Below are 22,468 nucleotides of genomic sequence, written 5' to 3'. Positions count from 1 at the left end.
CGTCCCGCCGGACGCCCGGACCCTGACGGAGGGCCACATGTCCGACCCGCGTTGTTTACTGACCGCATGACCAGCAGCACCACCGCCCGATATCTGGCCACGATCGACCGGCTGCGCGCCGACGCCCTGCCCGCGCAGCGCGGTTCGGGGTGCCGGGTGGCCGACCTGAGGGTGAGCGAGGAGTTCTGGGACGCGGACCTCACACGGGTGGAGGAGGTCGGGGAGGAGTTCGAGGCCGAGCTCCTCGTGCTCGTCCACGTCCTGTCCTTACGATGGGGCGCCCCCGAAGTCCTCGATCTCACGGACCACTTGGAGCGCTCAGCCATGGGCGAGCCGGTCCCGCCGCCGCTGGACACGCTGTGCGGCTATGTCCCCGAGCTGCACACCTGGCGGGTGGACGGGCGCTGGGTGGCGCTGGGAGTGGGGCAGGGAGACCGGGAGCTGCCGCTTCAGCTGGTGGTGGCCATAGCGGAGGATCCCGGCCCCGGGGCGGAGCCGCGCTAGCCCTCCGCCGCGGCCCGCAGCCGGGCGTACTCCTCGGCCATCGTCGCCAGGGTCCAGTGGGCGTTGAGCCCGCTGGGGTTCGGCAGCGCCCAGATCCGCGTCTCCCCTATCGTCCGCGGCTGCGGACCGATCTTCGCGCGCTTGTCGCCGAAGGCGACCCGGTAGGCGGTCACCCCGGCGACCGCCAGCCACCGGGGCCGCAGCCGCTCCACCTTCTCCTCCAGGACCCGGCCGCCCTCCCGGTACTCCTCGTCGCTCAGCTCATCGGCCCGCGCGCTCGCCCGCGCCACCACGTTCGTGATGCCCAGCCCGTACTCCACCAGCTCCGACTGCTCGGACGGGTGGAGGAGGCGCGGGGTGAAACCCGAGGCGTGCAGCACGGGCCAGAAGCGATTGCCGGGACGGGCGAAGTGGTGGCCCGTCGCGGCCGTCATCAGCCCCGGGTTGATCCCGCAGAAGAGCACCCGCAGACCGTCCGCGACCACATCCGGCACCAGACGGTCGCGGGCGGCCGCCAGCTGCTCGGGCGTCAGCGAAGGGGACACCGGGTCGCCGCCGCGGTCAGAGGATCGACCCGGGCGTGTACGCCGCGGCCTCGGGGTGCCGCTTGGCGATCTCCTCGATCCGGGCCACCACCGCGCCGACCTGGTCGGCGGCGGCGCCAGTGAAGGACAGCTTGTCCGCCATCAGCCCCTCCAGCGCGGCCCGGTCCAGCGGAATCCGCTCATCGGCGGCGAGGGAGTCCAGCAGCTCATTGCGCTCGGCGCCGCGCTCGCGCATCGCCAGCGCCGCGGCGACCGCGTGCTCCTTGATCGCCTCATGCGCCACCTCGCGCCCCACCCCGGCCCGCACGGCGCCCATCAGCACCTTCGTCGTCGCGAGGAACGGCAGATAGCGGTCCAGCTCACGGGCGATCACGGCGGGGAAGGCACCGAACTCGTCGAGCACCGTCAGGAAGGTCTCCAGCAGCCCGTCGAAGGCGAAGAACGCGTCCGGCAGCGCGACCCGGCGCACCACCGAGCAGGACACATCGCCCTCGTTCCACTGGTCGCCCGCCAGCTCCCCGGCCATCGAGGCATAGCCGCGAAGGATCACCGCCAGACCGTTCACACGCTCGCAGGAGCGGGTGTTCATCTTGTGCGGCATCGCGGAGGAGCCGACCTGGCCGGGCTTGAAGCCCTCGGTCACCAGCTCATGCCCGGCCATCAGCCGGACCGTCTTGGCCAGCGAGGACGGGGCGGCGGCCAGCTGCACCAGGGTGGTCACCACGTCGTAGTCCAGGGAGCGCGGATAGACCTGGCCGACCGAGGTGAACGCCTGCCCGAAGCCCAGGTGACCGGCGACCCGCCGCTCCAGCTCGGCCAGCTTCGCGGCCCCCTCCCGACCGCCGCCCATCAGGTCGAGCATGTCCTGCGCGGTGCCCACCGGGCCCTTGATACCGCGCAGCGGATAGCGGCCGAGCAGCTCCTCCAGCCGTGCGTAGGCCACCTGCAGCTCGTCCGCCGCGGTCGCGAACCGCTTGCCGAGCGTCGTGGCCTGCGCGGCGACATTGTGCGAACGGCCCGCCATCACCAGTTCGGCGTGGTCGGCGGCCAGCTTCGCCAGCCGGACCAGCACGGCCACCGTACGGTCCCGCGCCAGCTCCAGGGAGAGCCGGATCTGGAGCTGCTCCACGTTCTCGGTGAGGTCGCGGGAGGTCATGCCCTTGTGCACGTGCTCATGACCGGCGAGGGCGTTGAACTCCTCGATCCGGGCCTTCACATCGTGCCGGGTGACCTTCTCCCGCTCGGCGATGGAGGCCAGGTCCACATCCTCCAGGACCCGCTCGTAGTCGGCGATGGCGGCGTCCGGCACCTCGATCCCGAGGTCCTTCTGGGCGCGGAGCACGGCGAGCCACAGCCGCCGCTCCAGCGTCACCTTGTACTCGGGGGACCACAGGACGGCCAGCTCCGTGGAGGCGTAGCGGCCGGCCAGGACGTTCGGGATGCGCGGCTTAGCAGTCACGTGCACAGAGTCTACTGGCCGAACGCGCAGGCCAGACCGGGCCCCGTGGCGGGCCGGGGCTCAGCCCTCGTCCGGGGCCGGGTACGGCAGCAGCTCGGCCCGCTTGGGAGCGCGCCCGTCGCCCGAGGAACGGCCCGTCAGCCGCCGCACGACCCAGGGCCCGAGGTGCTCCCGGGCGAAGCGGGCGTCGGAGGTGCGCCGGGCGACCCAGCCGGGCCGGACCGGCGGCGGCAGCGGGGCGTTCCAGTCGGCCTCCGGTGGGTGCCCCAGCGCCTGCCACACCGCTTCGGCGACCCGGCGGTGCCCCTCCGCGTTCAGATGCAGCCGGTCGTCGGCCCACAGCCGGGGGTCGCCCAGCGGCTCGGAGGCGTACAGGTCGACCACGGTCGCGTCATGGCGGACGGCCAGCTCGTCGATGAAGGAGAACAGCTGCTCCATCCGCGGCTGGAACCGCATCAGCACCGGTCCGCGCCGCCCCGGGCTGCGCATCAGCACCAGCCGCTCGCAGTTCGGCGCCAGCCGTCCCGCCGCCTCCTCCAGCAGCGCGCACACCCGGTCCACATCGCATGTGGGCCGCAGTACGTCGTTGAGCCCGCCGACCAGCGTGACCAGGTCGGCGCCCATCGCGGCCGCCGGACCGGTCTGCTCGTCGACTATCTGGCCGATCAGCTTGCCGCGCACCGCGAGATTGGCGTAGCGGAAGCCGGGGGTGCGGGCGGCGAGCCGCCCGGCGAGGAGGTCCGCCCAGCCGCGGTAGGCGCCGCCAGGGAGCTCGTCGGACATGCCTTCGGTGAAGGAGTCGCCCAGCGCGGCGAAGCTGGTGTAGGTGATGTTCGTCTGCATGGCGCCGACGATCCTATCCGGAGCTCCAGACCGCCCGGTCGGTACCCACCCCGCACGGGGGTTCCGGCGCCGGTGTGCTGCGCGGGGGCGCGGGCGCGAGCATGATGAGCCGCATGGCGATGACCCACATCTATTTCGAGGGCGGCGCGCGGAACGGGACGACCGTCAGCTGGAATGTGGAGCCCGGCGCGGACATCTTCGACGACAACATCTTCCGGCCGCCCGAGCTGTACCGGCGCACGCCCAGGGTCAAGATGATCGGCCGGGTCGAGTACGTCGTCTTCCGCTACGACCCCTCCGCCACCCGCCCGGGGCCGCGTCCCCAGGGGTGATACCCCGGTTGGACCGTGCCGGGTTCCGCACGGGTCCCGGCGGGCAGTGTGCTCGGCGTGGATGCCTTTGAATGCGACCGTACGACCATGGCCATCGTCGCCGCCGCGCTCGCCGACGACGGAGAGGGCGCGGCGGCCCTCCTGGAGCCGCTCGGGAGACGCGATGTGAGCCGGGTCGCGGTGCGGCTCGCCGCGATGGCGGCCGACGCGCTCCTCGCGGTGGCCGAGGAGACCGGTGGCGGCCGGGAGGAGGCACTGGCGCACTGGCAGGCGTGCATCATCGCCCATGAATCCAGACGCACCGAGGAGTGAGGGCCGCGGTGCCGTGCGCCCCGGCCCCGCGGCAACCGGGCCGGGCCGGGACCGGCTCAGGCGACCAGCTCGCGCAGTACGTCCTCCATGGTCACCAGCCCTTCCAGCCGTCCCTCGGCGCCGCTCACCGCCGCGAGGTGGGTACCGCTGTCACGCATCGCGGTGAGCACATCGTCCAGCGGCGTCCGGGACCGCACCCGGGGGATGGGCCGCAGCTGTTCGGGGCGGAAGGGGACATCCCGCGGCCGGGCGTCCAGCGCGTCCTTCACATGGAGGTAGCCCAGGATCCGCCCGGAGTCGTCGACCACCGGGAACCGGGAGAAGCCCGAACTGGCCGACAGCTCCTCCAGCTCCTCGGGGGTCACCCCGAGCCGGGCGGAGACCACCTGGTCCATGGGCAGCACCACGTCCCGCACCCGGCGGCGGCCCAGCTCCAGGGCCTCCCGCAGCCGCTCGGTCGCCCGGTCGTCCAGCAGCCCGGCCTCACTGGAGTCCGCGACCATACGGGCCAGTTCGTCATCCGAGAAGGTGGCCGTCACCTCGCCCTTGGGCTCCACCCGCAACAGCTTCAGCAGCCCGTTGGCGAAGGCGTTGATCGTGAAGATCACCGGACGCAGCGCCCGGGCCAGCCCGACCAGCGGCGGCCCGAGCATCAGCGCGGTGCGCACCGGCTCGGCCAGCGCCACGTTCTTCGGGACCATCTCGCCGAACAGCATGTGCAGATAGGTCGCCAGGCTCAGCGCGATCACGAACGACACCGGGTGGACCAGCCCCAGGGGCAGCCCCACCGCGTGGAAGACCGGCTCCAGCAGATGCGCCATGGCCGGTTCCGCCACGGCACCCAGCACCAGCGTGCACAGTGTGATGCCGAGCTGCGCCGCGGCCAGCAGCGCGGAGACATGCTCCAGACCCCACAGCACCGCGCGCGCCCGGCGGTCGCCCTGCTCGGCGTGGGGCTCGATCTGACTGCGCCGGACCGAGATCAGGGCGAACTCGGCGCCCACGAAGAACGCGTTGACGACCAGCGTCAGCAGACCGATCAGCAACTGGACCATGGTCATCGGTCCGCCCCCTTCTCACCCCTGGCCTTCGCGCGCCCCTTGCTCTTCTCACCCTTGGCATGACCGGCGCCCTTGCGGCCCCGGCCGCAGGTACTGCCGTCGCCGCTCTCGGCTGTCCCGTCGTCCTCCTCCGCACCGGGCAGCGGTGCCCGCAGCCGGACCCGGGCGGCCCGGTGGCCCGCCGCGTTCACCACCTCCGACCGCCAGCCCGCCAGCTCGACGGTGTCGCCGGCGGCCGGGATACGGCCCAGCTCGGTCGCGATCAGCCCGGCCAGCGTCTCGTACGGGCCCGGGGCCACCCGCATCCCGACCTGCTCCAGCTGGTCGACGCGGACCGAGCCGTCCGCGTCGTAGAGCGCGCGCCCCTCCGTGTCCTCGCCCGCCGGGGCCAGATCGGGGGTCTCCTGCGGATCGTGCTCGTCGCGGACGTCGCCGACCACCTCCTCGACGATGTCCTCGAGGGTGACCACACCGGCCGTGCCGCCGTACTCGTCGATGACCACGGCCATGCTGCGCTTGGCGGACAGCCGGTCCAGCAGCCGGTCCACGGTGAGCGACTCGGGAACGAACAGCGGCTCGCGCACCAGCGCGGAGACCGGGTGGCGCATCCGCTCGTCGGCGGTGATCGCCAGGACGTCCTTGATGTGGACGACACCGGCGACGGTGTCCAGGCTGCCCCGGTAGACGGGGAAGCGGGACAGCCCGGTGGCCCGGGTCGCGTTCGCCACGTCCTCGGCGGTGGCCCGCTCGTCCAGCGCGATGACCTGCACCCGCGGGGTCATCACATTCTGCGCGGTGAGCCCCGCCAGACTGAGGGTGCGTACGAACAGCTCGGCGGTGTCCTCCTCCAGCGCCCCCTCCTTCGCGGAGTGCCGGGCGAGCGCCACCAGCTCCTGCGGTCCGCGCGCGGAGGCCAGCTCCTCGGCGGGTTCCAGCCCCATCCGGCGCACGGTGCGGTTGGCGGTGTTGTTGAGATGGGTGATCAGCGGACGGAAGAGCGCGCTGAAGATCCGCTGCGGGGTGGCGACGGCCTTGGCGACCGGCAGCGGCCGGGAGATCGCCCAGTTCTTCGGGACCAGCTCGCCGACCACCATCAGCACCACCGTGGACAGCGCGGTGCCGGTCACCAGGGCGACCGAGGACACGGCGGAGTCCGGGACGCCGAGCGCGGTGAGCGGTCCGGCGAGCAGGGCGGCCACCGACGGTTCGGCGAGCATGCCGACGATCAGGTTGGTGACGGTGATGCCGAGCTGGGCGCCGGAGAGCTGGTAGGTCAGGCTCTTCACGGCCTTCAGGGCGCTCGCCGCGCCCCGCTCCCCGCGCTCCGTCGCCCGCTCGAGCTCGCTGCGCTCGACCGTGGTCAACGAGAACTCCGCCGCGACGAAGGCGCCACAGGCGAGCGCCAGCAGGACCGCCACGACCAGGAGGAGGACTTCGGTCATCGGTTCACCTCCGTCCCATGATCCGGCAGGGAGGGAAGGAACGCGCGATGTCGGCTGTGGGGACTGCGGGGAGGCTCGCCCATGGGCGGACGCTCACACCTTTCGGCTGAAGGATCGGAAGAGCACGGTCCACCGGGGCACCGCGTCCTGCCGTCCATGGTAAAGGATCGGCAAAGTGCCGAGGCGGCGCGGGCGAGGCGTCAGGAGCGGAGGGGCTTGACCCAACGGCTCCACTGCGGCTCGGGGGCGTAGCCCGCCGCGCTCCACGCGTGCTGGGCGAGCGCGTTCTCCTTGAGCACCATGGCGTCCCCGCGGCGCCCGCCGAGCGCGACGAACCGCTCCTCGGCCGCCGTGAGCAGCGCGGTCGCCACTCCCCGGCGCCGCTCTCCGGGATGGACGGCCAGCCGGTACAGATGGCAGCGCCAGCCGTCGAACCCCGCGATCACGGTTCCGGCGAGAGCGCCGTCCCGCTCGGCCAGCAGCAGCGACTCCGGGTCCCGGGCGAGCAGTCGGGCCACCCCGTCCCGGTCGTCGCTGATGCTCGTGCCCTCGGCCGCCCGCTTCCAGAAGGCGAGCACGGTATCGAGGTCGTCGGGGGCCGCGGCGCGTATGCGAAGGTCGTTCACAGCGGACATCCCATCATCGGGCGGGCCGCCGCGTCGACGGGCTTTCGCCCGCCGGTGATCAACCTGCCGGGGTCTGGCTGAAGATCTGCATCCGCTCCAGCACCGCTTCGGCCGTGGGCCGCTCCATCCGGTCCACGATCCGGCCGTCGCTGAGGAAGATCACCACGTCGGAGTGGGCCGCGGCGCTCGGGTCATGGGTCACCATCACCACCGTCTGGCCGAGCGCGTCGACCGACTCCCGCAGGAAGCCCAGCACATCGAGACCCGACCGCGAGTCCAGGTTGCCGGTCGGCTCGTCGGCGAAGATCAGATCCGGGCGGGAGGCCAGCGCCCGGGCGCAGGCCACCCGCTGCTGCTGGCCGCCGGACAGCTGGGCGGGCCGGTGCTTCAGCCGGTCCCGCAGCCCGAGGGTGTCGATGACCCGGTCCACCCACGCGGGATCGGGTTTCTGGCCCGCGATGTCCATCGGGAGCGTGATGTTCTCGGCCGCGTTCAGCGTGGGCAGCAGATTGAACGACTGGAACACGAAGCCCACCCGGTCCCGGCGCAGCTGGGTCAGCTGCCGGTCGTCGAGGCCCGTGATCTCGGTGTCGCCCAGCCACACCTGGCCGGAGGAGACCGTGTCGAGCCCCGCGAGACAGTGCATCAGCGTGGACTTGCCGGAGCCGGACGGGCCCATCACCGCGGTGAATCTGCCCCGTTCGATCTCCACGTCCACCGCGTCCAGGGCGATCACGGCCGTCTCGCCGATGCCGTACGCCTTGGTGAGGGAGCGTGCGCGGGCCGCCGCGCCCGCTCCGCCCTCCGCGAATCCGTCCGTCTTCGTCGCCGCCGGTGTGGACACACTGCCTCCCGTGTCGGAACGGTTCAGGCCCTCGATGGTAGGGATCCGGGCGCCTCGGCGCGCCCTTGAAGACGCTAGCAAATATGCGCTAGCGTGATGCTGTGGCGAAGACGCAGCTGAATGTGCGGGTCGACGAGACCACCGCGGAGAAGGCCCGGGAGCGTGCCCTCCAGCGGGGGATCAGCATGAACCGCTATATCGAGGAGCTGGTCCGCGAGGACGCGGGCGAGGCGGGCCACACCTTCGTGGCGGCCGCCGCCGATTTCATGAAGCAGTACCGCGCCGTATTCGACGAGGAGTTCGGCAAGGAGGGCGAGACCCGCCCTTGACCGTGCGCATCGATCTCGCCTGGCTGCTGATGATCGCCGAGCATCACACCCCCGGGGATCCGCGCGTCACCGACTACGGTGCGCTGGTGGCCGCCGTGAGCCGCCACGAGGCGGAGATATTCGGCACCCCCGTCTACGGCGATCCGCAGGAGCGGGCCGCCGCCCTGCTGCAACTGCTGCTCCTGGTCCCGGCGCTGGAGCGGGGGAACGCGCTGTTCGCCTCCGCCGTCGCCTACGCCTATCTCGTGGCGAGCGGGCTCAGCGTCACCACCTCACCGGAGCGGGTGCGGGACCTGGCCCGGCTGGTCAAGGAGGGCAGCGCTGATGTCCACGCCATCGCCGACGAACTGCGCGGCTGGAGCGTGTAGCCGCTACTCGCCCGGGGCGGTGAGCGGCAGCGCCGGGCGGCGGACCGTGCCCAGCACACAGGCCGACGACGGTGTCGGCAGACCCCGCTCCGGGACCCGCAGCCGCCGGTGCCCGACCGGTTCGAAACCCGCCGCGGCCAGCTCCGCCCGCACCTCCCGCGCGGTGTGACAGCCGCCGAAGACCAGTGGCCACACCGTACGGTCCAGCACCCGCTGGGTGGTGGCCATCACCCGGCCGTCCGACCGGCCGTGCTCCAGGAAGCGCAGCTCACCGCCGGGCTTGAGCACCCGCATCAGCTCGGCCAGGGCCCGCCGCATATCGCGCACCGAACACAGCACCAGACACGCCACCGCCGCGTCGAACGCCTCGCTCTTGACCGGCAGCGCCTCCGCCACCCCCGGCACCACATCCACCGGGACCGCCGCCCGCAGCCCCGCCCGCGCGGCCAGCCGCCGCAGATGGTGCTCCGGTTCGATGGCGACCACCTCGGAGACGGTCTCCGGATAGTGCGAGAAATTCCGGCCGTTGCCCGCCCCGATCTCGATGACCCGGCCGGACAGCCCGGACAGCAGTTCGCTCCGCAGCTCGGCCACCCCGGCCCGTTCGTCGGCCACGGTGCTGGCCCGGTCCCAGTAGCGGGCGAAGAGCGGATGGTGCACGGCGTCGGGTGCTGTGCGTCGGCGGACGGGCATGGTGATCCCCCTTTTTCAGCAGATTTCCAGTGGAACGGCCGAGGACCGGTACCGGGATTCTGCCCAGGACGGGGGGGAGACTACGCCGGGAACTGCGCCGGGTTCCAGGTGCCGGCGAGCTCCGGAGCCAGCCAGCCGGGCGCCGCGGCGCGGAAGTCGGCGGGATCGAGCGCCGCGGCCCGCTCCGGGAGGACCCCCAGCAGCGGTACGCCCGCCGACGCGGGCAGGTCGGTCACATTGCAGCGGGAGGCGAGATCGGCCTCGGCGGGCCAGCTGCCGATGACGATCCCCGGACAGCGCAGCCCCCGGGCTGCCAGCGCCTCCGTGGTCAGCGTGGCCACATTGAGCGTGCCGAGCCGCGGATGCGCGACGACCAGGACGGGCGCGGCCAGCAGCCGGGCCGCGTCGGCGAGCGTCGAGCCCTCCTCGTCGAACCGAACGAGCAGCCCGCCCGCGCCCTCGACGAGCACCAGATCGTGCTCGGCGGCCAGCTTCTCGGCCGCCTCGGCCACCTCCTGCGGGCGGACCGTCGCGAGCCCGGAGCGACGGGCCGCGGTGTCCGGGGCCAACGGCTCGGGGTAGCGGGCGAGTTCGAGGGTGGTGACCTGTCCGGCGAGCCGGGCCACCTCGGCGGCGTCGCCCCGCTCCTCCGCGCCGACCCCGGTCTGCGCGGGCTTGAGCACCGCCACCGACCGGCCGCGGGCCAGGGCGGTGGCGGCGACGGCCGCCGTGGTGACGGTCTTGCCGATCTCGGTGCCGGTGCCCGACACGACCAGTACTGACATCTGTCTTCCGTGCCTTTCGCTGGGTTACGCGCGCCGCCCGGAGGAGGTCCGCCGGGCGGCGGTCGCGCGGCCGTCCGTTCGTCAGCCCGCCGCGGCCGCGACCGCGGCCGCCCGCAGCGCCGCGCAGATCCGGGCCAGATCGTCGTCACCGGTGATGTACGGCGGCATGGTGTACAGCAGATCGCGGAACGGGCGCAGCCAGACGCCCTCACGGACCGCGGCCCGGGACGCCGCGGCCATGCCCGCCGCGTCGAGCGGACGGTCGAGCTGGACCACACCGATCGCGCCGAGCACCCGTACGCCCCGGACGCCCGGCAGTTCGAGCGCCTCCGTGAGCCCGTCGCGCAGCCCCGTCTCGATCCGCTTGACCTCCTGCCGCCAGTCGTGGCCGAGCAGCAGGTCGATCGAGGCGTTGGCGACGGCCGCGGCCAGCGGATTGCCCATGAAGGTCGGGCCGTGGGCCAGTACCGGCACCTCGCCGCGCGAGATGCCGTCGGCCACCCGCGCGGTGCACAGCGTGGCGGCCAGGGTGAGATAGCCGCCGGTCAGCGCCTTGCCCAGACACATCACATCGGGGCTCACCCCCGCGTGGTCGGCCGCGAAGAGCGCGCCCGACCGGCCGAAGCCGGTGGCGATCTCGTCGAACACCAGCAGCACGTCATGCTCGTCGCACACCTCGCGCAGCAGCCGCAGCAGCGCGGGGGAGTGGAAGCGCATCCCGCCCGCGCCCTGGACCACCGGCTCCACGATCACCCCGGCCAGCTCATGGGCGTGCCGGGCGACCAGGTCGCGCAGATGGGCCTCGTAGTCCGGGTCCGGGTCGGCGTCGAAACCGGCCGGCGGGGCGTCCGCGAAGACCTGCTCGGGCAGCACCCCCGACCAGAGCTGGTGCATCCCGCCCTGCGGGTCGCACACCGCCATCGGCTGCCAGGTGTCGCCGTGGTAGCCGCCGCGCCAGGTCAGCATCCGGTGCTTCTCCGGACGGCCGAGCGACCGCCAGTACTGGAGACACATCTTGACCGCGACCTCGACCGACACCGAACCGGAGTCGGCGAGGAAGACATGGCGCAGCGGTTCGGGAGTGATCTCGACCAGCCGGGTGGCCAGCCGGACGGCGGGCTCATGGGTGAGCCCGCCGAACATCACATGGCTCATCCGTCCGAGCTGGCCGCGCGCGGCCTCGTTGAGCACCGGGTGGTTGTAGCCGTGGATGGCGGACCACCACGACGACATCCCGTCCACCAGCTCCCGGGTGCCCTCGACCGGTTCGGCCAGCCGCAGCCGGACCCCGGAGGCGGACTCCACCACGAGCGGGTCCTCGCGGCCGGGCATCGGGCCGTAGGGGTGCCAGACATGCTGCCGGTCCAGCTCCCGCAGCTCTCCGGCGGACAGTGGCTCAGGCATTGGGCGGCAGATCCGTCCCGACGCCCCGGCGGCGCACCGCGACCAGATCGGCGTGGGAGTCCTCACGCGCCGATGCCGATGCCGACGCGGTCGCCGCTGCCGCCGCGGGCTCGGACTCGGGCTCCGGCGCGGACGCGGTGTCGCCGCAGGGACCGCAGCCGCCGCCCTCCGCGCCGTGCGAACCGCAGCCCCCGGCCGTCCCCGCGTGCGAGCCGCAGCCCCCGGCGGCCGCCGCGAGCGCGTCGGCGCGGTGCTCGGGCAGCGTGGTGGTGTCGGCGCCCTCCACCTCGAAGCCCGCGTCGGCGATCATCGCGAGGTCTTCCTTGCCCGCCTGGCCCTCGGTGGTCAGATAGTCGCCGAGGAAGATCGAGTTGGCGAGGTTCAGGGCCAGCGGCTGGAGGGTGCGCAGATGGATCTCCCGTCCGCCCGCGAGCCGCACCTCCACGTCCGGGCAGACGAACCGCACCATGGCCAGGATCCGCAGACAGCGCTGCGGGGTGAGGTTCCAGTCCCCGGCCAGCGGGGTGCCCTCGATCGGGATCAGGAAGTTGACCGGCACCGAGTCCGGGTCCAGCTCACGCAGCGAGAAGACCACGTCGACCAGGTCCTCGTCCGACTCGCCCATCCCCGCGATCAGCCCGGAGCAGGCGGACATGCCCGCCGCCTGGGCCTGCTGCACGGTCGAGACGCGGTCGGCGTAGGTGTGGGTGGTGGTGATCTCGCCGTAGGTGGCCTCGGAGGTGTTCAGGTTGTGGTTGTAGGCGTGGGCACCGGCATCCCGCAGCCGCTCCGCCTGGCCGTCGGAGAGCAGCCCGAGACAGGCGCAGATCTCCACCTCCTGGTGCTGCTCCTTGATGGCCGCGATGGTCTTCGAGACCCGGTCCACATCCCGGTCGGTCGGCCCGCGTCCGCTGGCGACCAGGCACACCCGCTTGGCGCCGCCCGCGACTCCCGCGGTGGCGGCGGCCGCCGCCTGGTCCGGCTTCAGCCAGGTGTACTTGAGGATCTCCGAGGTCGAGCCGAGCCGCTGCGAACAGTACGAGCAGTCCTCGGGGCACAGCCCCGACTTGAGGTTGACCAGATAGTTCAGCTTCACCCGCCGTCCGAACCAGTGGCGGCGCACCTTGCCCGCGGCGGCCACCACATCGAGCACATCGTCATCGGAGGTCGCCAGCACGGCGAGCGCCTCTTCGCGGGTCGGCGATTCGCGCCGCAGCCCCTTGTCCACCAGCGTGTTCAGCAGGTCCATGGCGCCGATCCTTACCTACGCCACCGCTCCCGGCAAAGGAGGAACCGTACAAGACCGCGCGTTGGGGGTGTGGGTATCGCCACACCCTGACCACGCATGGAGAGGACTACGTTCTATCCGGACCCCACAGTTGGTGCCCCGTGGAAGGCGAGGACAGCGTATGGCCGAGGACCGGCAGGACGACCCCTTCGAGTGGATCGACGCCCAGCGTGAGCGGCGCGCCCGGGCCGGACTGGTCCGCCGGCTGAGCCCCCGCCCCGCCGACTCCGCGCTGCTGGACCTGGCGAGCAACGACTATCTGGGGCTGGCCAGGCATCCGCGGGTCACGGCCGCCGCGGCGGAGGCGGCGCGGCACTGGGGCGCGGGGGCCACCGGATCCCGGCTGGTCACCGGCACCACCGAACTGCATACGGCGCTGGAGGAGGAACTCGCGGCGTTCTGCGGCTTCGAGGCGGCTTTGGTCTTCTCGTCCGGCTATGCCGCGAATCTGGCCGCCGTCTCCGCGCTCAGCGACCGTGACGCGCTGGTGGTCTCCGACGCGGGCAACCACGCCTCGCTCATCGACGGCTGCCGGCTCTCCCGGGCCGAGGTCGAGGTGGTGCCGCACGCCGACCCCGGAGCCGTGCGCAAGGTGCTGGACGCCGAGGGCCAGGAGGCCGCCGGGGGGCGGGACCGCCGGGCGCTGGTGGTCACCGACTCGGTCTTCTCGGTCGACGGTGACGCCGCGCCGCTGCCCGCGCTCGCCGCGGCCTGCCGGTCGCACGGCGCGGCGCTGGTGGTGGACGACGCCCATGGGCTGGGGGTGCTCGGCGAGGGCGGGCGCGGCGCGGTGCACGCGGCCGGACTCGCGGGCGCGCCACAGGTGGTGGTCACCGTCACCCTGTCGAAGTCGCTGGGCAGCCAGGGCGGGGCGGTGCTCGGCCCGGCCCGGGTGATCGAGCATCTGGTCAACGCCGCCCGCACCTTCATCTTCGACACCGGTCTGAATCCGGCGGCGGTGGGCGCGGCGCTGGCGAGTCTGCGGCTGCTGGCCGGGGAGCCGGAGCGGGCGGCCCGTGCCCGTATCGTCGCGACCGCGCTGCACGGGCGGTTGACCGCGGCGGGGCTGTCCGCGGTGCGGCCGGACGCGTCGGTGGTGTCGGTGCGGGCCCCGTCGCCCGAGCAGGCGGTGCGCTGGGCCGCGGACTGCCGTGCGGCCGGGCTGCTGGTGGGCTGTTTCCGTCCGCCGTCCGTCCCCGACGGCATCTCCCGGCTGAGGCTGACGGCACGCGCGGATCTGACGGACGAGCAGATCGAGCAGGCGGTCGGCGTGATCGTGGGGACCGCGCCGACCGCCTGACGGATCAGCTCCCGGCGGCGCGGGTGGTGCCGGGGCCGAAACCGCCGCCGGACAGGCCCTCGAGGAACGAGGCCCAGCTCGACGGGGTGAACAGCAGCGCAGGGCCTGCCGTGTTCTTCGAGTCGCGCACGGCGAGCAGACCGGAACCGGTCCGGGCCGTCTCGACGCAGTTGTTCATCCCGACGCTGTAGCTGCTGCGCAGCCAGCCGTCCGGATCGACGGATGTGGCGGACAGTGCGGACATGGAGCCCCCTCAGGCGCCGCCCCCGATTTTGCTGATGAAGGTGAGTGAGTCCTCAGGTGCCAGGGCGTGGCTGCGCAGCACATCGAACGCCGCGCTGTACGCCCGGAGGTCTTCTTTCCGCTCCAGATAGAGGCTACTCGTCAGGTGGTCGAGAACTACCACGTCGAGGTCAGTAATGTGCGGAAAAGAGAAGATAATGAAAGGACTGGTAATGCCGATGGGCATTCCAGCGGAATATGGCAGCACCTGCACACATACCTGTGGCATTTCCCCCAGCGTGACCAGATGCCGGAGCTGGGCCGCCATCACCTCCGGCCCGCCGACCGCCCGGCGCAGCACCGCCTCGTCCAGCACCGCGTGCAGCCGCAGCGGTTCGCCGCCGTACAGCACCGACTGACGGGCGATGCGCACCTCCACCAGCGCGTCCACCTGTGGCTGCGGCAGGTCCGACAGCGCCGCCCGGGTGACCGTCCGGGCGTAGTCCGGGGTCTGGAGCAGCCCGGGTACCACCGTGGTCTCCAGGGTGTACGCGTGTGACGCCTCGGCCTCCAGACTGATGAAGTCCCGGTAGGCGGGCGGCAGAAGATCGCGATAGGCGTGCCACCAGCCGCGCCGGGACCCCTCGGGATCCGAGGCGCCCCCGCCGCACAGCGCCTCCAGCAGTGCGCGCAGCTCCGGGTCGGCGACCTCGTACAGATCCAGCAGCCGTGTCACATCCGCGGGTTTGGCGCCGCTGCGGCCGGTCTCGATCCGGCTCACCTTCGACTGGTGCCAGCCCAGCCGCCGCGCCGCCTCACCACTGGTGAGCCCGGCCAGATCGCGCTGTCGGCGGAGCTCCGCGCCCAGCTTGCGGCGGCGCACCGCCGGGCCGTACCGCATGACTTCTCCTCCCGCCCGCGCCCCATTCGCGCCCTGTACCGCGCTTCGCTCCCCAGTCTGCCGCCCAAATCCGGTCTTCCGTAGCAGAGTTCACCGCTTCGAGCGACAGATATATGCATAACCCGGTGGATCGGCCCCGTTACGGAGGGCATCGATGGCACTCTGACGCGTAAGCCCGCAGCAGCCGCCCAGGACCGCCCTGGCTTCGCGGCACCACCCGACGCGTCCGCAACCGCGCCCCCGGCGAAAAGGGACAGGCCGCCATGGCAGACCATCAGGAAGCATCCGTCACACTGCCGAGCGCCCCCGCCTCGGTCCCCGCGGCCCGTGCCTATGTGACGGACGTGCTGGCCGAATGGGGGCTCGGCGCGGGCGCGGAGGCCGCCGACACCGTCCGGCTCATCGTCTCCGAACTGGCCACCAACGCCGTCCAGCACACCGTGGGACAGTCACCCACCTTCACCATCGACCTCCGGCTCGACCACACCCGGCGGCTGGAGATCGGCGTCACCGACAGTCACCCGCGTCTGCCGAGACGGCTGCCGGCCGGCACCCAGCAGGACCACGGCCGCGGCCTGGTCATCATCCGTTTCCTGGCCGCCGAATCGGGCGGCGACGTGGTCATCACACCCACCGCCGACGGCGGCAAGACCGTTCTGGTGGCGCTGGACTGGACCGCGGCGGTCAACTGACGGCGCCCGGCTACAGCACCCGCTCGACCCGCCCGGTCCCGGACCGCGCCTCGGCCAGCTCCCGGATACGGGTGAACACCCGCCCGGCGGCCGGGCCGATCAGATAGTGCGGCATGTCCCCGCGCTCGATCACCCCGTACGGACTCGCGCCCATCAGGTACGAGGAGTACAGGATCAGCCCGTCCGGACGGCCCATGTCGATCCCCAGCGCCGAGAACCCCGGGAAGCCGTCCGTCTGGTAGACCCGCAGCCCGTCCGCCTCCGCGCCGTAGCGCTCCTTGAACGTGCCGAACCGCTCCAGTGAATCCTTGATCTTCCGCGCCATGTCCTCCTCGTACTGGCGCGCCAGCGTGTCCGCCGCCTCCGAGGACGGGTCCAGCAGATAGCAGCGGTAGGTGCCGCCGCGGCGTAAGAGCCCCAGCACCGCGTCCCGGTAGCGGGCCGGGCGCTCGGTGGTCACCAGGCGGCCGGAGGAGGTGCGCAGCGCCGTCCCCATGTCGACGACCTCCTCGGCCGCCGCGTCCAGCAGCCGTGCCTTCTCCTGCGAACTCGGCCGCTCGGCGTACGCGTGCACCGGTGTGCCGCCGGCCAGCCCCCGGCCCGCGAGCCACGCCCTGGCCGCCGCGTCCGGCCCGCCGTCGCCCGCCATCAGATAGACGTCCTTGCCCTCATGGCTCCCCACGGGCGCGAACAGCTCCGCGAACGGACCGGCGGTGCGGTAGACATCCTCCGAGACCGCCAGACAGTCCGGCGGGGTCACCTTCTCCAGATGCGCGGCGAGATTGATGTCGGGGGAGTGGATCGCGCCCGTCCGGCCCTCGGCGCTCTGCCGGATCGCCCCCTTGTGCACCGCCAGCCGTACATGCAGCTCACCGTCCACCCCGGCCTGGGCGAACTCATCCCGCAGATGGCGAAGATCGAGGGTGAGAAAGGTGCGCGCCGCCTCCAGCGCCACATCGCGGGCCACACTCTCGCTCTCGTCATGGACCGCGAAGAACCCGCCGTCACCGCGCCAGCTCCACACATCGCTGCGCGCGCAGCGGTATTGCGCGGAGAGCTGGGCGATCCGTCCCCGCATCCGCTCCCGCAGCAGATCGAAGGCGTGGGCGGCCCGGTCCCTGGGGTTGGAGCGGACGATCGACGAATACCCGGAGGTGTCGACGAAGACGAGATACACCTGGTCGTAGGTCCGGTCCGGCTGGAACTGCTCGGTCACCACGCGCCCCCTCCCGGTGCCGGTCCGCACCCGGCCGGCACCGGTTCACGCTAGCGCCTCGCCCGAACCCGCTCCAGGTGGCGGAAACCCCGGTCCGGACGCCCGGGGAGAACGCCTAGGAGCCCACCAGGCCGCGCTCGACGGCGCTCCGCTCCACACAGAATTCATTGCCCTCCGGATCGGACATCACCACCCAGCCCATCCCGTCGTCCGTGCGCCGGTCGTCGACGACCTTCGCGCCGAGCCCGAGAAGCCGGTCCACCTCGGCGTCCCGCGTGCCCGAAGGCGGCTGGATGTCGAGGTGGACCCGGTTCTTGACGGTCTTGGCGTCCGGCACCCGCAGGAACAGCAGACCGGGGACCCCGGGCTGGTCCGGCGCGATCAGCACCTCGTCATCGCCCGGGTCCGAGTCCTCCAGCGGGTACCCGGTCAGCCGCGACCAGAACTGCGCCAGCCGGTACGGATCATGGGCGTCGAAGGTGAGGTGCCGGACCGGGTTGAGGTAGGACATAGGGGTCTCCGAAGGTCGAGGGGTGGTGCCCCAGCCCCGTCAACCTACCCCCGGCCACCGGCGGCGCCGCCACCGGCAACTCGCCCCGGATCAGCGGACCTTGCCGTACGAGACCTGCCGGGTCCAGATCCGCTCCAGCCGCACCACGGTGCCGGTTTTGGGCGCATGCCAGATCCGGCCGCTGCCCGCGTACAGACCGACGTGGTAGACGCCGCCGCCGCCATGGAAGAACACCAGGTCACCGCGGGTGCGTGCGGAGGTCCCTATCCGGCGCGTCCCGTTGTACTGCGCCGCCGCGGTACGCGGCAGCCGCTTTCCGGCCCGCTTGTACGCGTACTGCGTCAGACCCGAGCAGTCGAAGCGGTGCGGCCCCGCCGCGCCGTACACATAGGGCGCGCCCTTCTTCGACGCGGCGATCCGCAGCGCCTTGACCGCGACCGTCGCCGCCTCCGCCTCCGATGGCGACCCCGGCACCGCGACGGTGGAGCCGACGGCGGCGACGGTGAGAGCGGAGACGGCACTCGCTCGGGAGACCATCCTGGGGATCCGAATGTGCGCAGTCATCGCGCACCCCCTTCATGAGCCGACCCCGCCCCGGAAGCCGCGGCGGGTCTGTCGTCCCAGTGATCGTCACGCATCCCGGCCGCCGGTTCCGCGTGGGCACGGCTCGATGTGACGGTGCTCACGCGTAGTCCGTTCGGGTGACCGACCCTCCCTGACGCCGCGGCTCTGACCAGGGATGATCTCTGCCGCCCTGAGCTGCGGCGGTATGGGGCGCAAGCGGAGGGCGATATCCGGTGCGGATTCCGGCTACGCCGATCGAGCGACCGCCTCAGCTCCGGCGACCGGGTGCGGGGTGATCCGCCCGGTCCGCCGTGGCGCTCGGTGACCCGGGCCACCGGCCCGTGAGCCACCGCGGCCCGGCCGCCGGGAATCGGCGACCGGGCCACGAGAAGGTCAGCCACGGGGCCGGCCCTCGGCCGGCCCCGCCAGGGCCTAGGAGCTGAGCGTCCAGATCGCGTTGGCGATCGCGTCGGTGTTCATGTCCAGGGCCTTGTCGTCGATGTTCGACGACTTGTCACACGCGGAGTGGTAGCACGGGTCGAACGGCTCGCCCGCCTTGCCGCCCCACTTCTCCGCCTGCTCTTCGCTCTTTGTGGCCTCGGCGCCGGTGAACAGACCGCCGACCCGCACGCCCGCGTCCTTGAACGGCGCGTGGTCCGAGCGGCCGTCGCCCTCGGTCTCCGGGTCGGTCTTGATGTCCTTGGCCGCGAACCAGTCGGTGAAGACCTTCTCCAGCTCGGTGTCGTCGTCGTAGACGAAGTAGCCCGGGTTGGGGGAGCCGAGCATGTCGAAGTTCAGATACGAGTCGATCTTCGACTTGTCGTCGGAGGCCAGCTTGTCCACGTAGTGGGTGGAACCGACCATGCCGAGCTCCTCGGCGCCCCACCAGGCGAACCGCAGGTGCTTGCTGGGCTTGAGGTCGGCCTTGGCGACGGCGAGCGCGACCTCCAGGATCGCGGCCGAGCCCGATCCGTTGTCGTTGATGCCCGGGCCCTCGCCGACCGAGTCCAGGTGCGAGCCGGCCATGACGACCTTGTCCTCGCTGCCGCCCGGCCAGTCGGCGATCAGGTTGTAGCCCTTCTTCCCCTCGGAGTCGAACTCCTGGAGGGAGGTCTTGAACCCGGCCTCGTCCAGCTTCTTCTTGATGAGGTCCACCGACGCCTTGTAGCCGGGCTGGCCGTGGGCGCGGTTGCCGCCGTTGCTGTCGGCGATGGACTGAAGTTCCTTGAGGTCGCCCTTGACGGCCTCGACGTCGATGTCGGGCGCCGCCGCGGTGGCGTGGTCCGAGATGGTGGCCTGGGCCATCGACGCGCCGGACAGCAGGGCGGCGGCCAGGGCAGCACTGACTCCGGCCGCGAGAACGCCACGGCGGACAGGCAATATTCGCTTCACAGTTGGGCTCCGTGTGATGTGGGGGGTTGTTGCGGAGCATGGATCATTTGTGCGCACATGAGAATCGACGGTCAACGGTGCCTGCGTCAAGGGCACATACCGGACGGTGTGCTCCGCCGAGCGGAGAGACCCGGCCCCACCTGCGACAATGCCTGGCCACCCGGGTGTTGACGCCGAACGGACGGCATGCGGCGGAAGACGCGGTGCCACCGGCCTGATGTTCACGTGTTGATAAAGAAACGGTGGTTTGCCCTGTACTCGGCGGTAAGCCAGACACAAGAATCCTCCTGACACTCTGTGATCATCGCCGCCACAAGCGGCGCAACCATGCAGGGGGATAATTACGTGAGACGCACAGCACTCTTCGGCGTCGCCGGTGGTGTGATGACCGGTGCGCTGATAACTGCGGCGCTGGCCGTCCCGAGCGCGGGAGCCTCGGAGCGGAAGCCTGGTGGCGCCGCCGAGGCCCGCGGTGTCGCCATCGCCGCGGCCAAGGCCGCGAAGAAGGGCATCGACTGGAAGGACTGCCCGGCCGACTGGGGTCTGGCCAAGCCCATCCAGTGCGGCTATGTCACCGTGCCGCTGGACTACGCCAAGCCCCAGGGCCGCAAGATCAAGATCGCGGTGGACCGGATCGGCAACACCGGGTCCGCCTCCGAGCGCCAGGGTTCACTGGTCTACAACCCGGGTGGTCCGGGCGGTTCGGGCATGCGCTTCCCGACCCGGGTCACCAACAAGAACCCGCTGTGGGAGAAGACCGCGAAGGCATACGACTTCGTCGGTTTCGACCCCCGCGGCGTCGGCCACTCCGCCCCCATCTCCTGTGTGGACCCGCAGGAGTTCGTCAAGGCGCCCAAGCTGGACCCGGTGCCCGACAGCGAGGCGGACAAGCGCGTCCAGCGCAAGCTGGCCAAGGAGTACGCGCAGGGCTGCAAGGAGCGCAGCGGCCGGATGCTGCCCCATATGACGACGCCGAACACCGCGCGTGACATCGACGTCATCCGGGCCGCTCTCGGTGACAAGAAGCTCAACTACCTCGGCGTGTCCTACGGAACGTACATCGGCGGTGTCTACGCGACGCTGTTCCCGAACCATGTGCGCCGTCTGATCGTCGACAGCGTGGTCAACCCCTCGCGGGAGAAGATCTGGTACCAGGCCAACCTGGACCAGGACGTCGCCTTCGAGATGCGCTGGAACGACTGGAAGGCGTGGGTCGCCAAGAACGACGCCGCCTACCACATCGGCAACACCTCCGCCAAGGTCCAGAAGGCGTGGGACACGCTGCGCGCGACCGCCAAGAAGAGTCCGATCGGCGGGGTCGTGGGCCCGGCCGAGCTGCTCGGCTTCTTCCAGGGCGCTCCGTACTACGACTCCTCGTGGACCCAGGTCGCCGAGGTGTGGAGCGCCTACCTCGCCGGTGACAACAAGCCGCTGATCGAGGCCGCGAGCCCGGACATGTCCGACACCGCGGGCAACATCGCGTCGGAGAACAGCAACGCTGTCTACACCGCCGTCGAGTGCGCCGACACCAAGTGGCCGACCAGCTGGGCCAAGTGGGACCGGGACAACACCCGGCTGCACCGGGACAACCCGTTCCTGACCTGGTCCAACGCCTGGATGAACCTGCCCTGCGCCACCTGGGGTGCCAAGCAGCACACCCCGCTGGAGGTCGGCGCCGCCAAGGGCCTGCCCAAGACCCTCATCGTGCAGAGCACCCGCGACGCCGCGACCCCGTACGACGGCGCCGTGGAAATGCACAAGCGACTCAAGGGTTCCCGTCTGATCACCGAGAAGGACGCCGGTTCGCACGGTGTGACCGGCCTGGTCAACGCCTGCATCAACGAGCGGGTGGACGCCTACCTGCTCAAGGGCACGGTGGACGCCAAGGACGTGACGTGCGGTCCGCACGCCACTCCGGTGCCCGCGAAGTCCGACTCGGCCGCCAAGGCGGCCAAGGCGGCGAAGGTCGCGAAGGCCACCGCCGTCAAGTGACGGCCACCGGGCCCGGTTCCGTACGTGTCGGCGCGTACGGAACCGGGCCCGGTCCCGTTCCGGCGGTGCGATCCGCCGTCAGCGCAGTGACCGGGGGAGTCGCCGGGACTGCTCGGCCTTGACCTCCGAGGCGTAGCGGTCGACGTACTCCTGTCCGGACAGCCGCAGGATCTCGTACATGATCTCGTCCGTGACGGCCCGCAGTACGGTGCGCTCCTCCTCCAGCCCGGCGTAGCGCGAGAAGTCCAGCGGAGCACCGAACCGGATGGTCACCCGGCGGATCCGGGGCAGCCGCCGCCCGGGCGGCTGGATCTCGAAGGTGCCCACCATGGCGCAGGGGATCACCGGGACTCCGGCCGTGAGCGCCATCGCCGCCACCCCGGTCCGCCCCTTGTAGAGCCGCCCGTCATGCGAGCGGGTGCCCTCGGGGTAGATGCCCAGCAGCCGCCCCTTGCGCAGCACCGCCAGCCCCGAACGCAGCGCCGCCTCGGCCGCCTTGCCGCCCGCGCGGTCCACCGGGATCTGTCCGGCGCCGCGGAAGAACGCCGCGGTCAGCCGCCCCTTCAGACCCCGGCCGGTGAAGTACTCCGCCTTGGCCAGGAAGGTGATGCGGCGCGGCACGATCGCGGGCATCAGGAAATGATCAGAGAACGACAGATGATTTCCGGCGACGATGGCGGCCCCTTCGGCCGGGATGTGCTCGAGCCCCTCGACCCGGGGCCGGAAGAGAAGTCTCAGCAACGGCCCCAGCAGTACGTATTTGAGCACCTGGTAGAACACGACGACCGCCCTCCACGCCCTTGTGGTCAACCGACAGACTCTACAACCCGGCTACCCCCGCTG

At 71.7% G+C, this 22,468-nt stretch carries 26 protein-coding genes; 8 read left to right on the top strand and 18 right to left on the bottom strand.

Going from position 1 to position 22,468, the window contains the following annotated elements; genetic code table 11:
- The first annotated feature begins 66 nt into the window (after nucleotides 1–66).
- Nucleotides 67–504: a hypothetical protein gene (locus AB0C66_RS26490; RefSeq protein WP_362443517.1), complete on the top strand. Its 438-nt coding sequence runs from the start codon at nucleotides 67–69 to the stop codon at nucleotides 502–504.
- Here the strand turns inward: AB0C66_RS26490 and mug are convergent.
- Genes mug through AB0C66_RS26475 form a run of 3 tightly spaced genes read right to left on the bottom strand, consistent with a single transcriptional unit; the run spans nucleotide 501 to nucleotide 3,351 of the window.
- The gene (mug, locus tag AB0C66_RS26485) at nucleotides 501–1,037 is read right to left on the bottom strand and encodes a G/U mismatch-specific DNA glycosylase (RefSeq protein ID WP_362443861.1); all 537 of its coding nucleotides are present in this window, start codon (nucleotides 1,035–1,037) and stop codon (nucleotides 501–503) included. The two genes, AB0C66_RS26490 and mug, sit on opposite strands and share 4 nt — an antisense overlap.
- A 28-nt stretch (nucleotides 1,038–1,065) precedes the next feature.
- Nucleotides 1,066–2,508 (bottom strand): adenylosuccinate lyase, encoded by a 1,443-nt coding sequence (gene purB, locus AB0C66_RS26480; RefSeq protein ID WP_362443514.1) that lies wholly within the window; start codon nucleotides 2,506–2,508, stop codon nucleotides 1,066–1,068.
- 60 nt (nucleotides 2,509–2,568) lie between these two features.
- Nucleotides 2,569–3,351 (bottom strand): SGNH/GDSL hydrolase family protein, encoded by a 783-nt coding sequence (locus AB0C66_RS26475; RefSeq protein ID WP_362443511.1) that lies wholly within the window; start codon nucleotides 3,349–3,351, stop codon nucleotides 2,569–2,571.
- Nucleotides 3,352–3,464: 113 nt separating this feature from the next.
- Here AB0C66_RS26475 and AB0C66_RS26470 point away from each other — a divergent pair, with 113 nt between their 5' ends.
- Complete coding sequence (locus tag AB0C66_RS26470) at nucleotides 3,465–3,683, top strand: hypothetical protein (RefSeq protein WP_362443508.1); 219 nt, start codon at nucleotides 3,465–3,467, stop codon at nucleotides 3,681–3,683.
- A 15-nt stretch (nucleotides 3,684–3,698) separates the two neighbouring features.
- Entirely contained in the window at nucleotides 3,699–3,995 is a 297-nt protein-coding gene (locus AB0C66_RS26465) for a hypothetical protein (protein ID WP_362443505.1), read from the top strand.
- A gap of 56 nt (nucleotides 3,996–4,051) precedes the next feature.
- Here AB0C66_RS26465 and AB0C66_RS26460 read toward each other — a convergent pair whose 3' ends face one another.
- From AB0C66_RS26460 to AB0C66_RS26445, 4 genes are all read right to left on the bottom strand, one after another.
- Nucleotides 4,052–5,056, bottom strand: a complete 1,005-nt coding sequence (locus AB0C66_RS26460) for a hemolysin family protein (protein WP_362443502.1) — start codon at nucleotides 5,054–5,056, stop codon at nucleotides 4,052–4,054.
- Nucleotides 5,053–6,498, bottom strand: a complete 1,446-nt coding sequence (locus AB0C66_RS26455; RefSeq protein WP_362443499.1) for a hemolysin family protein — start codon at nucleotides 6,496–6,498, stop codon at nucleotides 5,053–5,055. The genes AB0C66_RS26460 and AB0C66_RS26455 overlap by 4 nt, the downstream gene beginning before the upstream one ends.
- 200 nt (nucleotides 6,499–6,698) lie before the next feature.
- A complete protein-coding gene (locus tag AB0C66_RS26450) occupies nucleotides 6,699–7,124 on the bottom strand; it encodes a GNAT family N-acetyltransferase (RefSeq protein ID WP_362443496.1) in 426 nt (141 codons plus the stop codon).
- 58 nt (nucleotides 7,125–7,182) lie between these two features.
- Nucleotides 7,183–7,968, bottom strand: a complete 786-nt coding sequence (locus tag AB0C66_RS26445; protein ID WP_362443494.1) for an ABC transporter ATP-binding protein — start codon at nucleotides 7,966–7,968, stop codon at nucleotides 7,183–7,185.
- Between the two features lie 101 nt (nucleotides 7,969–8,069).
- Here AB0C66_RS26445 and AB0C66_RS26440 point away from each other — a divergent pair, with 101 nt between their 5' ends.
- Nucleotides 8,070–8,297 carry a toxin-antitoxin system HicB family antitoxin gene (locus tag AB0C66_RS26440; RefSeq protein ID WP_362443491.1) on the top strand — a complete coding sequence of 76 codons (228 nt, stop codon included), beginning with the start codon at nucleotides 8,070–8,072 and terminating at the stop codon, nucleotides 8,295–8,297.
- Nucleotides 8,294–8,665 carry a fic family toxin-antitoxin system, toxin component gene (locus tag AB0C66_RS26435; protein ID WP_362443488.1) on the top strand — a complete coding sequence of 124 codons (372 nt, stop codon included), beginning with the start codon at nucleotides 8,294–8,296 and terminating at the stop codon, nucleotides 8,663–8,665. The genes AB0C66_RS26440 and AB0C66_RS26435 overlap by 4 nt, the downstream gene beginning before the upstream one ends.
- Before the next feature lie 3 nt (nucleotides 8,666–8,668).
- Here AB0C66_RS26435 and AB0C66_RS26430 read toward each other — a convergent pair whose 3' ends face one another.
- From AB0C66_RS26430 to bioB, 4 genes are all read right to left on the bottom strand, one after another.
- Entirely contained in the window at nucleotides 8,669–9,358 is a 690-nt protein-coding gene (locus AB0C66_RS26430; RefSeq protein WP_362443485.1) for a class I SAM-dependent methyltransferase, read from the bottom strand.
- Between the two features lie 80 nt (nucleotides 9,359–9,438).
- Complete coding sequence (gene bioD / locus AB0C66_RS26425; RefSeq protein ID WP_362443482.1) at nucleotides 9,439–10,143, bottom strand: dethiobiotin synthase; 705 nt, start codon at nucleotides 10,141–10,143, stop codon at nucleotides 9,439–9,441.
- Between the two features lie 81 nt (nucleotides 10,144–10,224).
- Entirely contained in the window at nucleotides 10,225–11,547 is a 1,323-nt protein-coding gene (locus tag AB0C66_RS26420) for an adenosylmethionine--8-amino-7-oxononanoate transaminase (protein WP_362443479.1), read from the bottom strand.
- The gene (gene bioB / locus AB0C66_RS26415; RefSeq protein WP_362443476.1) at nucleotides 11,540–12,796 is read right to left on the bottom strand and encodes a biotin synthase BioB; all 1,257 of its coding nucleotides are present in this window, start codon (nucleotides 12,794–12,796) and stop codon (nucleotides 11,540–11,542) included. Before bioB ends, AB0C66_RS26420 begins: the two co-directional genes overlap by 8 nt.
- 160 nt (nucleotides 12,797–12,956) lie before the next feature.
- On the opposite strand from bioB, the gene AB0C66_RS26410 reads away from it, so the two are divergent.
- Entirely contained in the window at nucleotides 12,957–14,135 is a 1,179-nt protein-coding gene (locus AB0C66_RS26410) for an 8-amino-7-oxononanoate synthase (protein ID WP_362443473.1), read from the top strand.
- Between the two features lie 4 nt (nucleotides 14,136–14,139).
- Here the strand turns inward: AB0C66_RS26410 and AB0C66_RS26405 are convergent, their stop codons facing one another.
- On the bottom strand, nucleotides 14,140–14,379 hold the full coding sequence (locus tag AB0C66_RS26405; RefSeq protein WP_362443470.1) for a DUF397 domain-containing protein: 240 nt from the start codon (nucleotides 14,377–14,379) through the stop codon (nucleotides 14,140–14,142).
- A gap of 9 nt (nucleotides 14,380–14,388) precedes the next feature.
- Nucleotides 14,389–15,258, bottom strand: a complete 870-nt coding sequence (locus AB0C66_RS26400) for a helix-turn-helix transcriptional regulator (RefSeq protein ID WP_362443467.1) — start codon at nucleotides 15,256–15,258, stop codon at nucleotides 14,389–14,391.
- A 263-nt stretch (nucleotides 15,259–15,521) separates the two neighbouring features.
- Here AB0C66_RS26400 and AB0C66_RS26395 point away from each other — a divergent pair, with 263 nt between their 5' ends.
- The gene (locus AB0C66_RS26395) at nucleotides 15,522–15,950 is read left to right on the top strand and encodes an ATP-binding protein (protein WP_362443464.1); all 429 of its coding nucleotides are present in this window, start codon (nucleotides 15,522–15,524) and stop codon (nucleotides 15,948–15,950) included.
- A gap of 10 nt (nucleotides 15,951–15,960) precedes the next feature.
- Here the strand turns inward: AB0C66_RS26395 and AB0C66_RS26390 are convergent, their stop codons facing one another.
- The 4 genes from AB0C66_RS26390 to AB0C66_RS26375 all read right to left on the bottom strand — a co-directional run bounded on the left by AB0C66_RS26390 (nucleotide 15,961) and on the right by AB0C66_RS26375 (nucleotide 19,633).
- Nucleotides 15,961–17,166, bottom strand: coding sequence for a hypothetical protein (locus AB0C66_RS26390; protein ID WP_362443461.1), 1,206 nt, complete (start codon nucleotides 17,164–17,166; stop codon nucleotides 15,961–15,963).
- Nucleotides 17,167–17,281: 115 nt separating this feature from the next.
- Entirely contained in the window at nucleotides 17,282–17,677 is a 396-nt protein-coding gene (locus AB0C66_RS26385) for a VOC family protein (protein ID WP_362443458.1), read from the bottom strand.
- A 90-nt stretch (nucleotides 17,678–17,767) separates the two neighbouring features.
- The gene (locus tag AB0C66_RS26380; RefSeq protein WP_362443455.1) at nucleotides 17,768–18,241 is read right to left on the bottom strand and encodes a C40 family peptidase; all 474 of its coding nucleotides are present in this window, start codon (nucleotides 18,239–18,241) and stop codon (nucleotides 17,768–17,770) included.
- A 432-nt stretch (nucleotides 18,242–18,673) separates the two neighbouring features.
- Nucleotides 18,674–19,633: a M28 family metallopeptidase gene (locus AB0C66_RS26375; protein WP_362443452.1), complete on the bottom strand. Its 960-nt coding sequence runs from the start codon at nucleotides 19,631–19,633 to the stop codon at nucleotides 18,674–18,676.
- A gap of 384 nt (nucleotides 19,634–20,017) precedes the next feature.
- Here AB0C66_RS26375 and AB0C66_RS26370 point away from each other — a divergent pair, with 384 nt between their 5' ends.
- Nucleotides 20,018–21,625 (top strand): alpha/beta hydrolase, encoded by a 1,608-nt coding sequence (locus AB0C66_RS26370; RefSeq protein WP_362443858.1) that lies wholly within the window; start codon nucleotides 20,018–20,020, stop codon nucleotides 21,623–21,625.
- Nucleotides 21,626–21,703: 78 nt separating this feature from the next.
- On the opposite strand, the gene AB0C66_RS26365 is transcribed toward AB0C66_RS26370, so the two are convergent.
- Nucleotides 21,704–22,405 carry a lysophospholipid acyltransferase family protein gene (locus tag AB0C66_RS26365; protein WP_362443855.1) on the bottom strand — a complete coding sequence of 234 codons (702 nt, stop codon included), beginning with the start codon at nucleotides 22,403–22,405 and terminating at the stop codon, nucleotides 21,704–21,706.
- Between the last annotated feature and the right edge of the window lie 63 nt (nucleotides 22,406–22,468).

This window comes from Streptomyces sp. NPDC048636, assembly GCF_040650655.1.
Taxonomy (GTDB): domain Bacteria; phylum Actinomycetota; class Actinomycetes; order Streptomycetales; family Streptomycetaceae; genus Streptomyces.
This window is presented reverse-complemented; position numbering and strand designations above follow the sequence as displayed.

Bases quoted from the DNA above. Each gene is read 5' to 3' on its own strand.
- AB0C66_RS26490 (WP_362443517.1), top strand. From the start codon at position 67: ATGACCAGCAGCACCACCGCCCGATATCTGGCCACGATCGACCGGCTG.
- AB0C66_RS26475 (WP_362443511.1), bottom strand. From the start codon at position 3,351: ATGCAGACGAACATCACCTACACCAGCTTCGCCGCGCTGGGCGACTCC.
- AB0C66_RS26470 (WP_362443508.1), top strand. From the start codon at position 3,465: ATGGCGATGACCCACATCTATTTCGAGGGCGGCGCGCGGAACGGGACG.
- AB0C66_RS26460 (WP_362443502.1), bottom strand. From the start codon at position 5,056: ATGACCATGGTCCAGTTGCTGATCGGTCTGCTGACGCTGGTCGTCAAC.
- AB0C66_RS26455 (WP_362443499.1), bottom strand. From the start codon at position 6,498: ATGACCGAAGTCCTCCTCCTGGTCGTGGCGGTCCTGCTGGCGCTCGCC.
- AB0C66_RS26430 (WP_362443485.1), bottom strand. From the start codon at position 9,358: ATGCCCGTCCGCCGACGCACAGCACCCGACGCCGTGCACCATCCGCTC.
- bioD (WP_362443482.1), bottom strand. From the start codon at position 10,143: ATGTCAGTACTGGTCGTGTCGGGCACCGGCACCGAGATCGGCAAGACC.
- AB0C66_RS26420 (WP_362443479.1), bottom strand. From the start codon at position 11,547: ATGCCTGAGCCACTGTCCGCCGGAGAGCTGCGGGAGCTGGACCGGCAG.
- bioB (WP_362443476.1), bottom strand. From the start codon at position 12,796: ATGGACCTGCTGAACACGCTGGTGGACAAGGGGCTGCGGCGCGAATCG.
- AB0C66_RS26410 (WP_362443473.1), top strand. From the start codon at position 12,957: ATGGCCGAGGACCGGCAGGACGACCCCTTCGAGTGGATCGACGCCCAG.
- AB0C66_RS26405 (WP_362443470.1), bottom strand. From the start codon at position 14,379: ATGTCCGCACTGTCCGCCACATCCGTCGATCCGGACGGCTGGCTGCGC.
- AB0C66_RS26400 (WP_362443467.1), bottom strand. From the start codon at position 15,258: ATGCGGTACGGCCCGGCGGTGCGCCGCCGCAAGCTGGGCGCGGAGCTC.
- AB0C66_RS26395 (WP_362443464.1), top strand. From the start codon at position 15,522: ATGGCAGACCATCAGGAAGCATCCGTCACACTGCCGAGCGCCCCCGCC.
- AB0C66_RS26385 (WP_362443458.1), bottom strand. From the start codon at position 17,677: ATGTCCTACCTCAACCCGGTCCGGCACCTCACCTTCGACGCCCATGAT.
- AB0C66_RS26380 (WP_362443455.1), bottom strand. From the start codon at position 18,241: ATGACTGCGCACATTCGGATCCCCAGGATGGTCTCCCGAGCGAGTGCC.
- AB0C66_RS26370 (WP_362443858.1), top strand. From the start codon at position 20,018: ATGACCGGTGCGCTGATAACTGCGGCGCTGGCCGTCCCGAGCGCGGGA.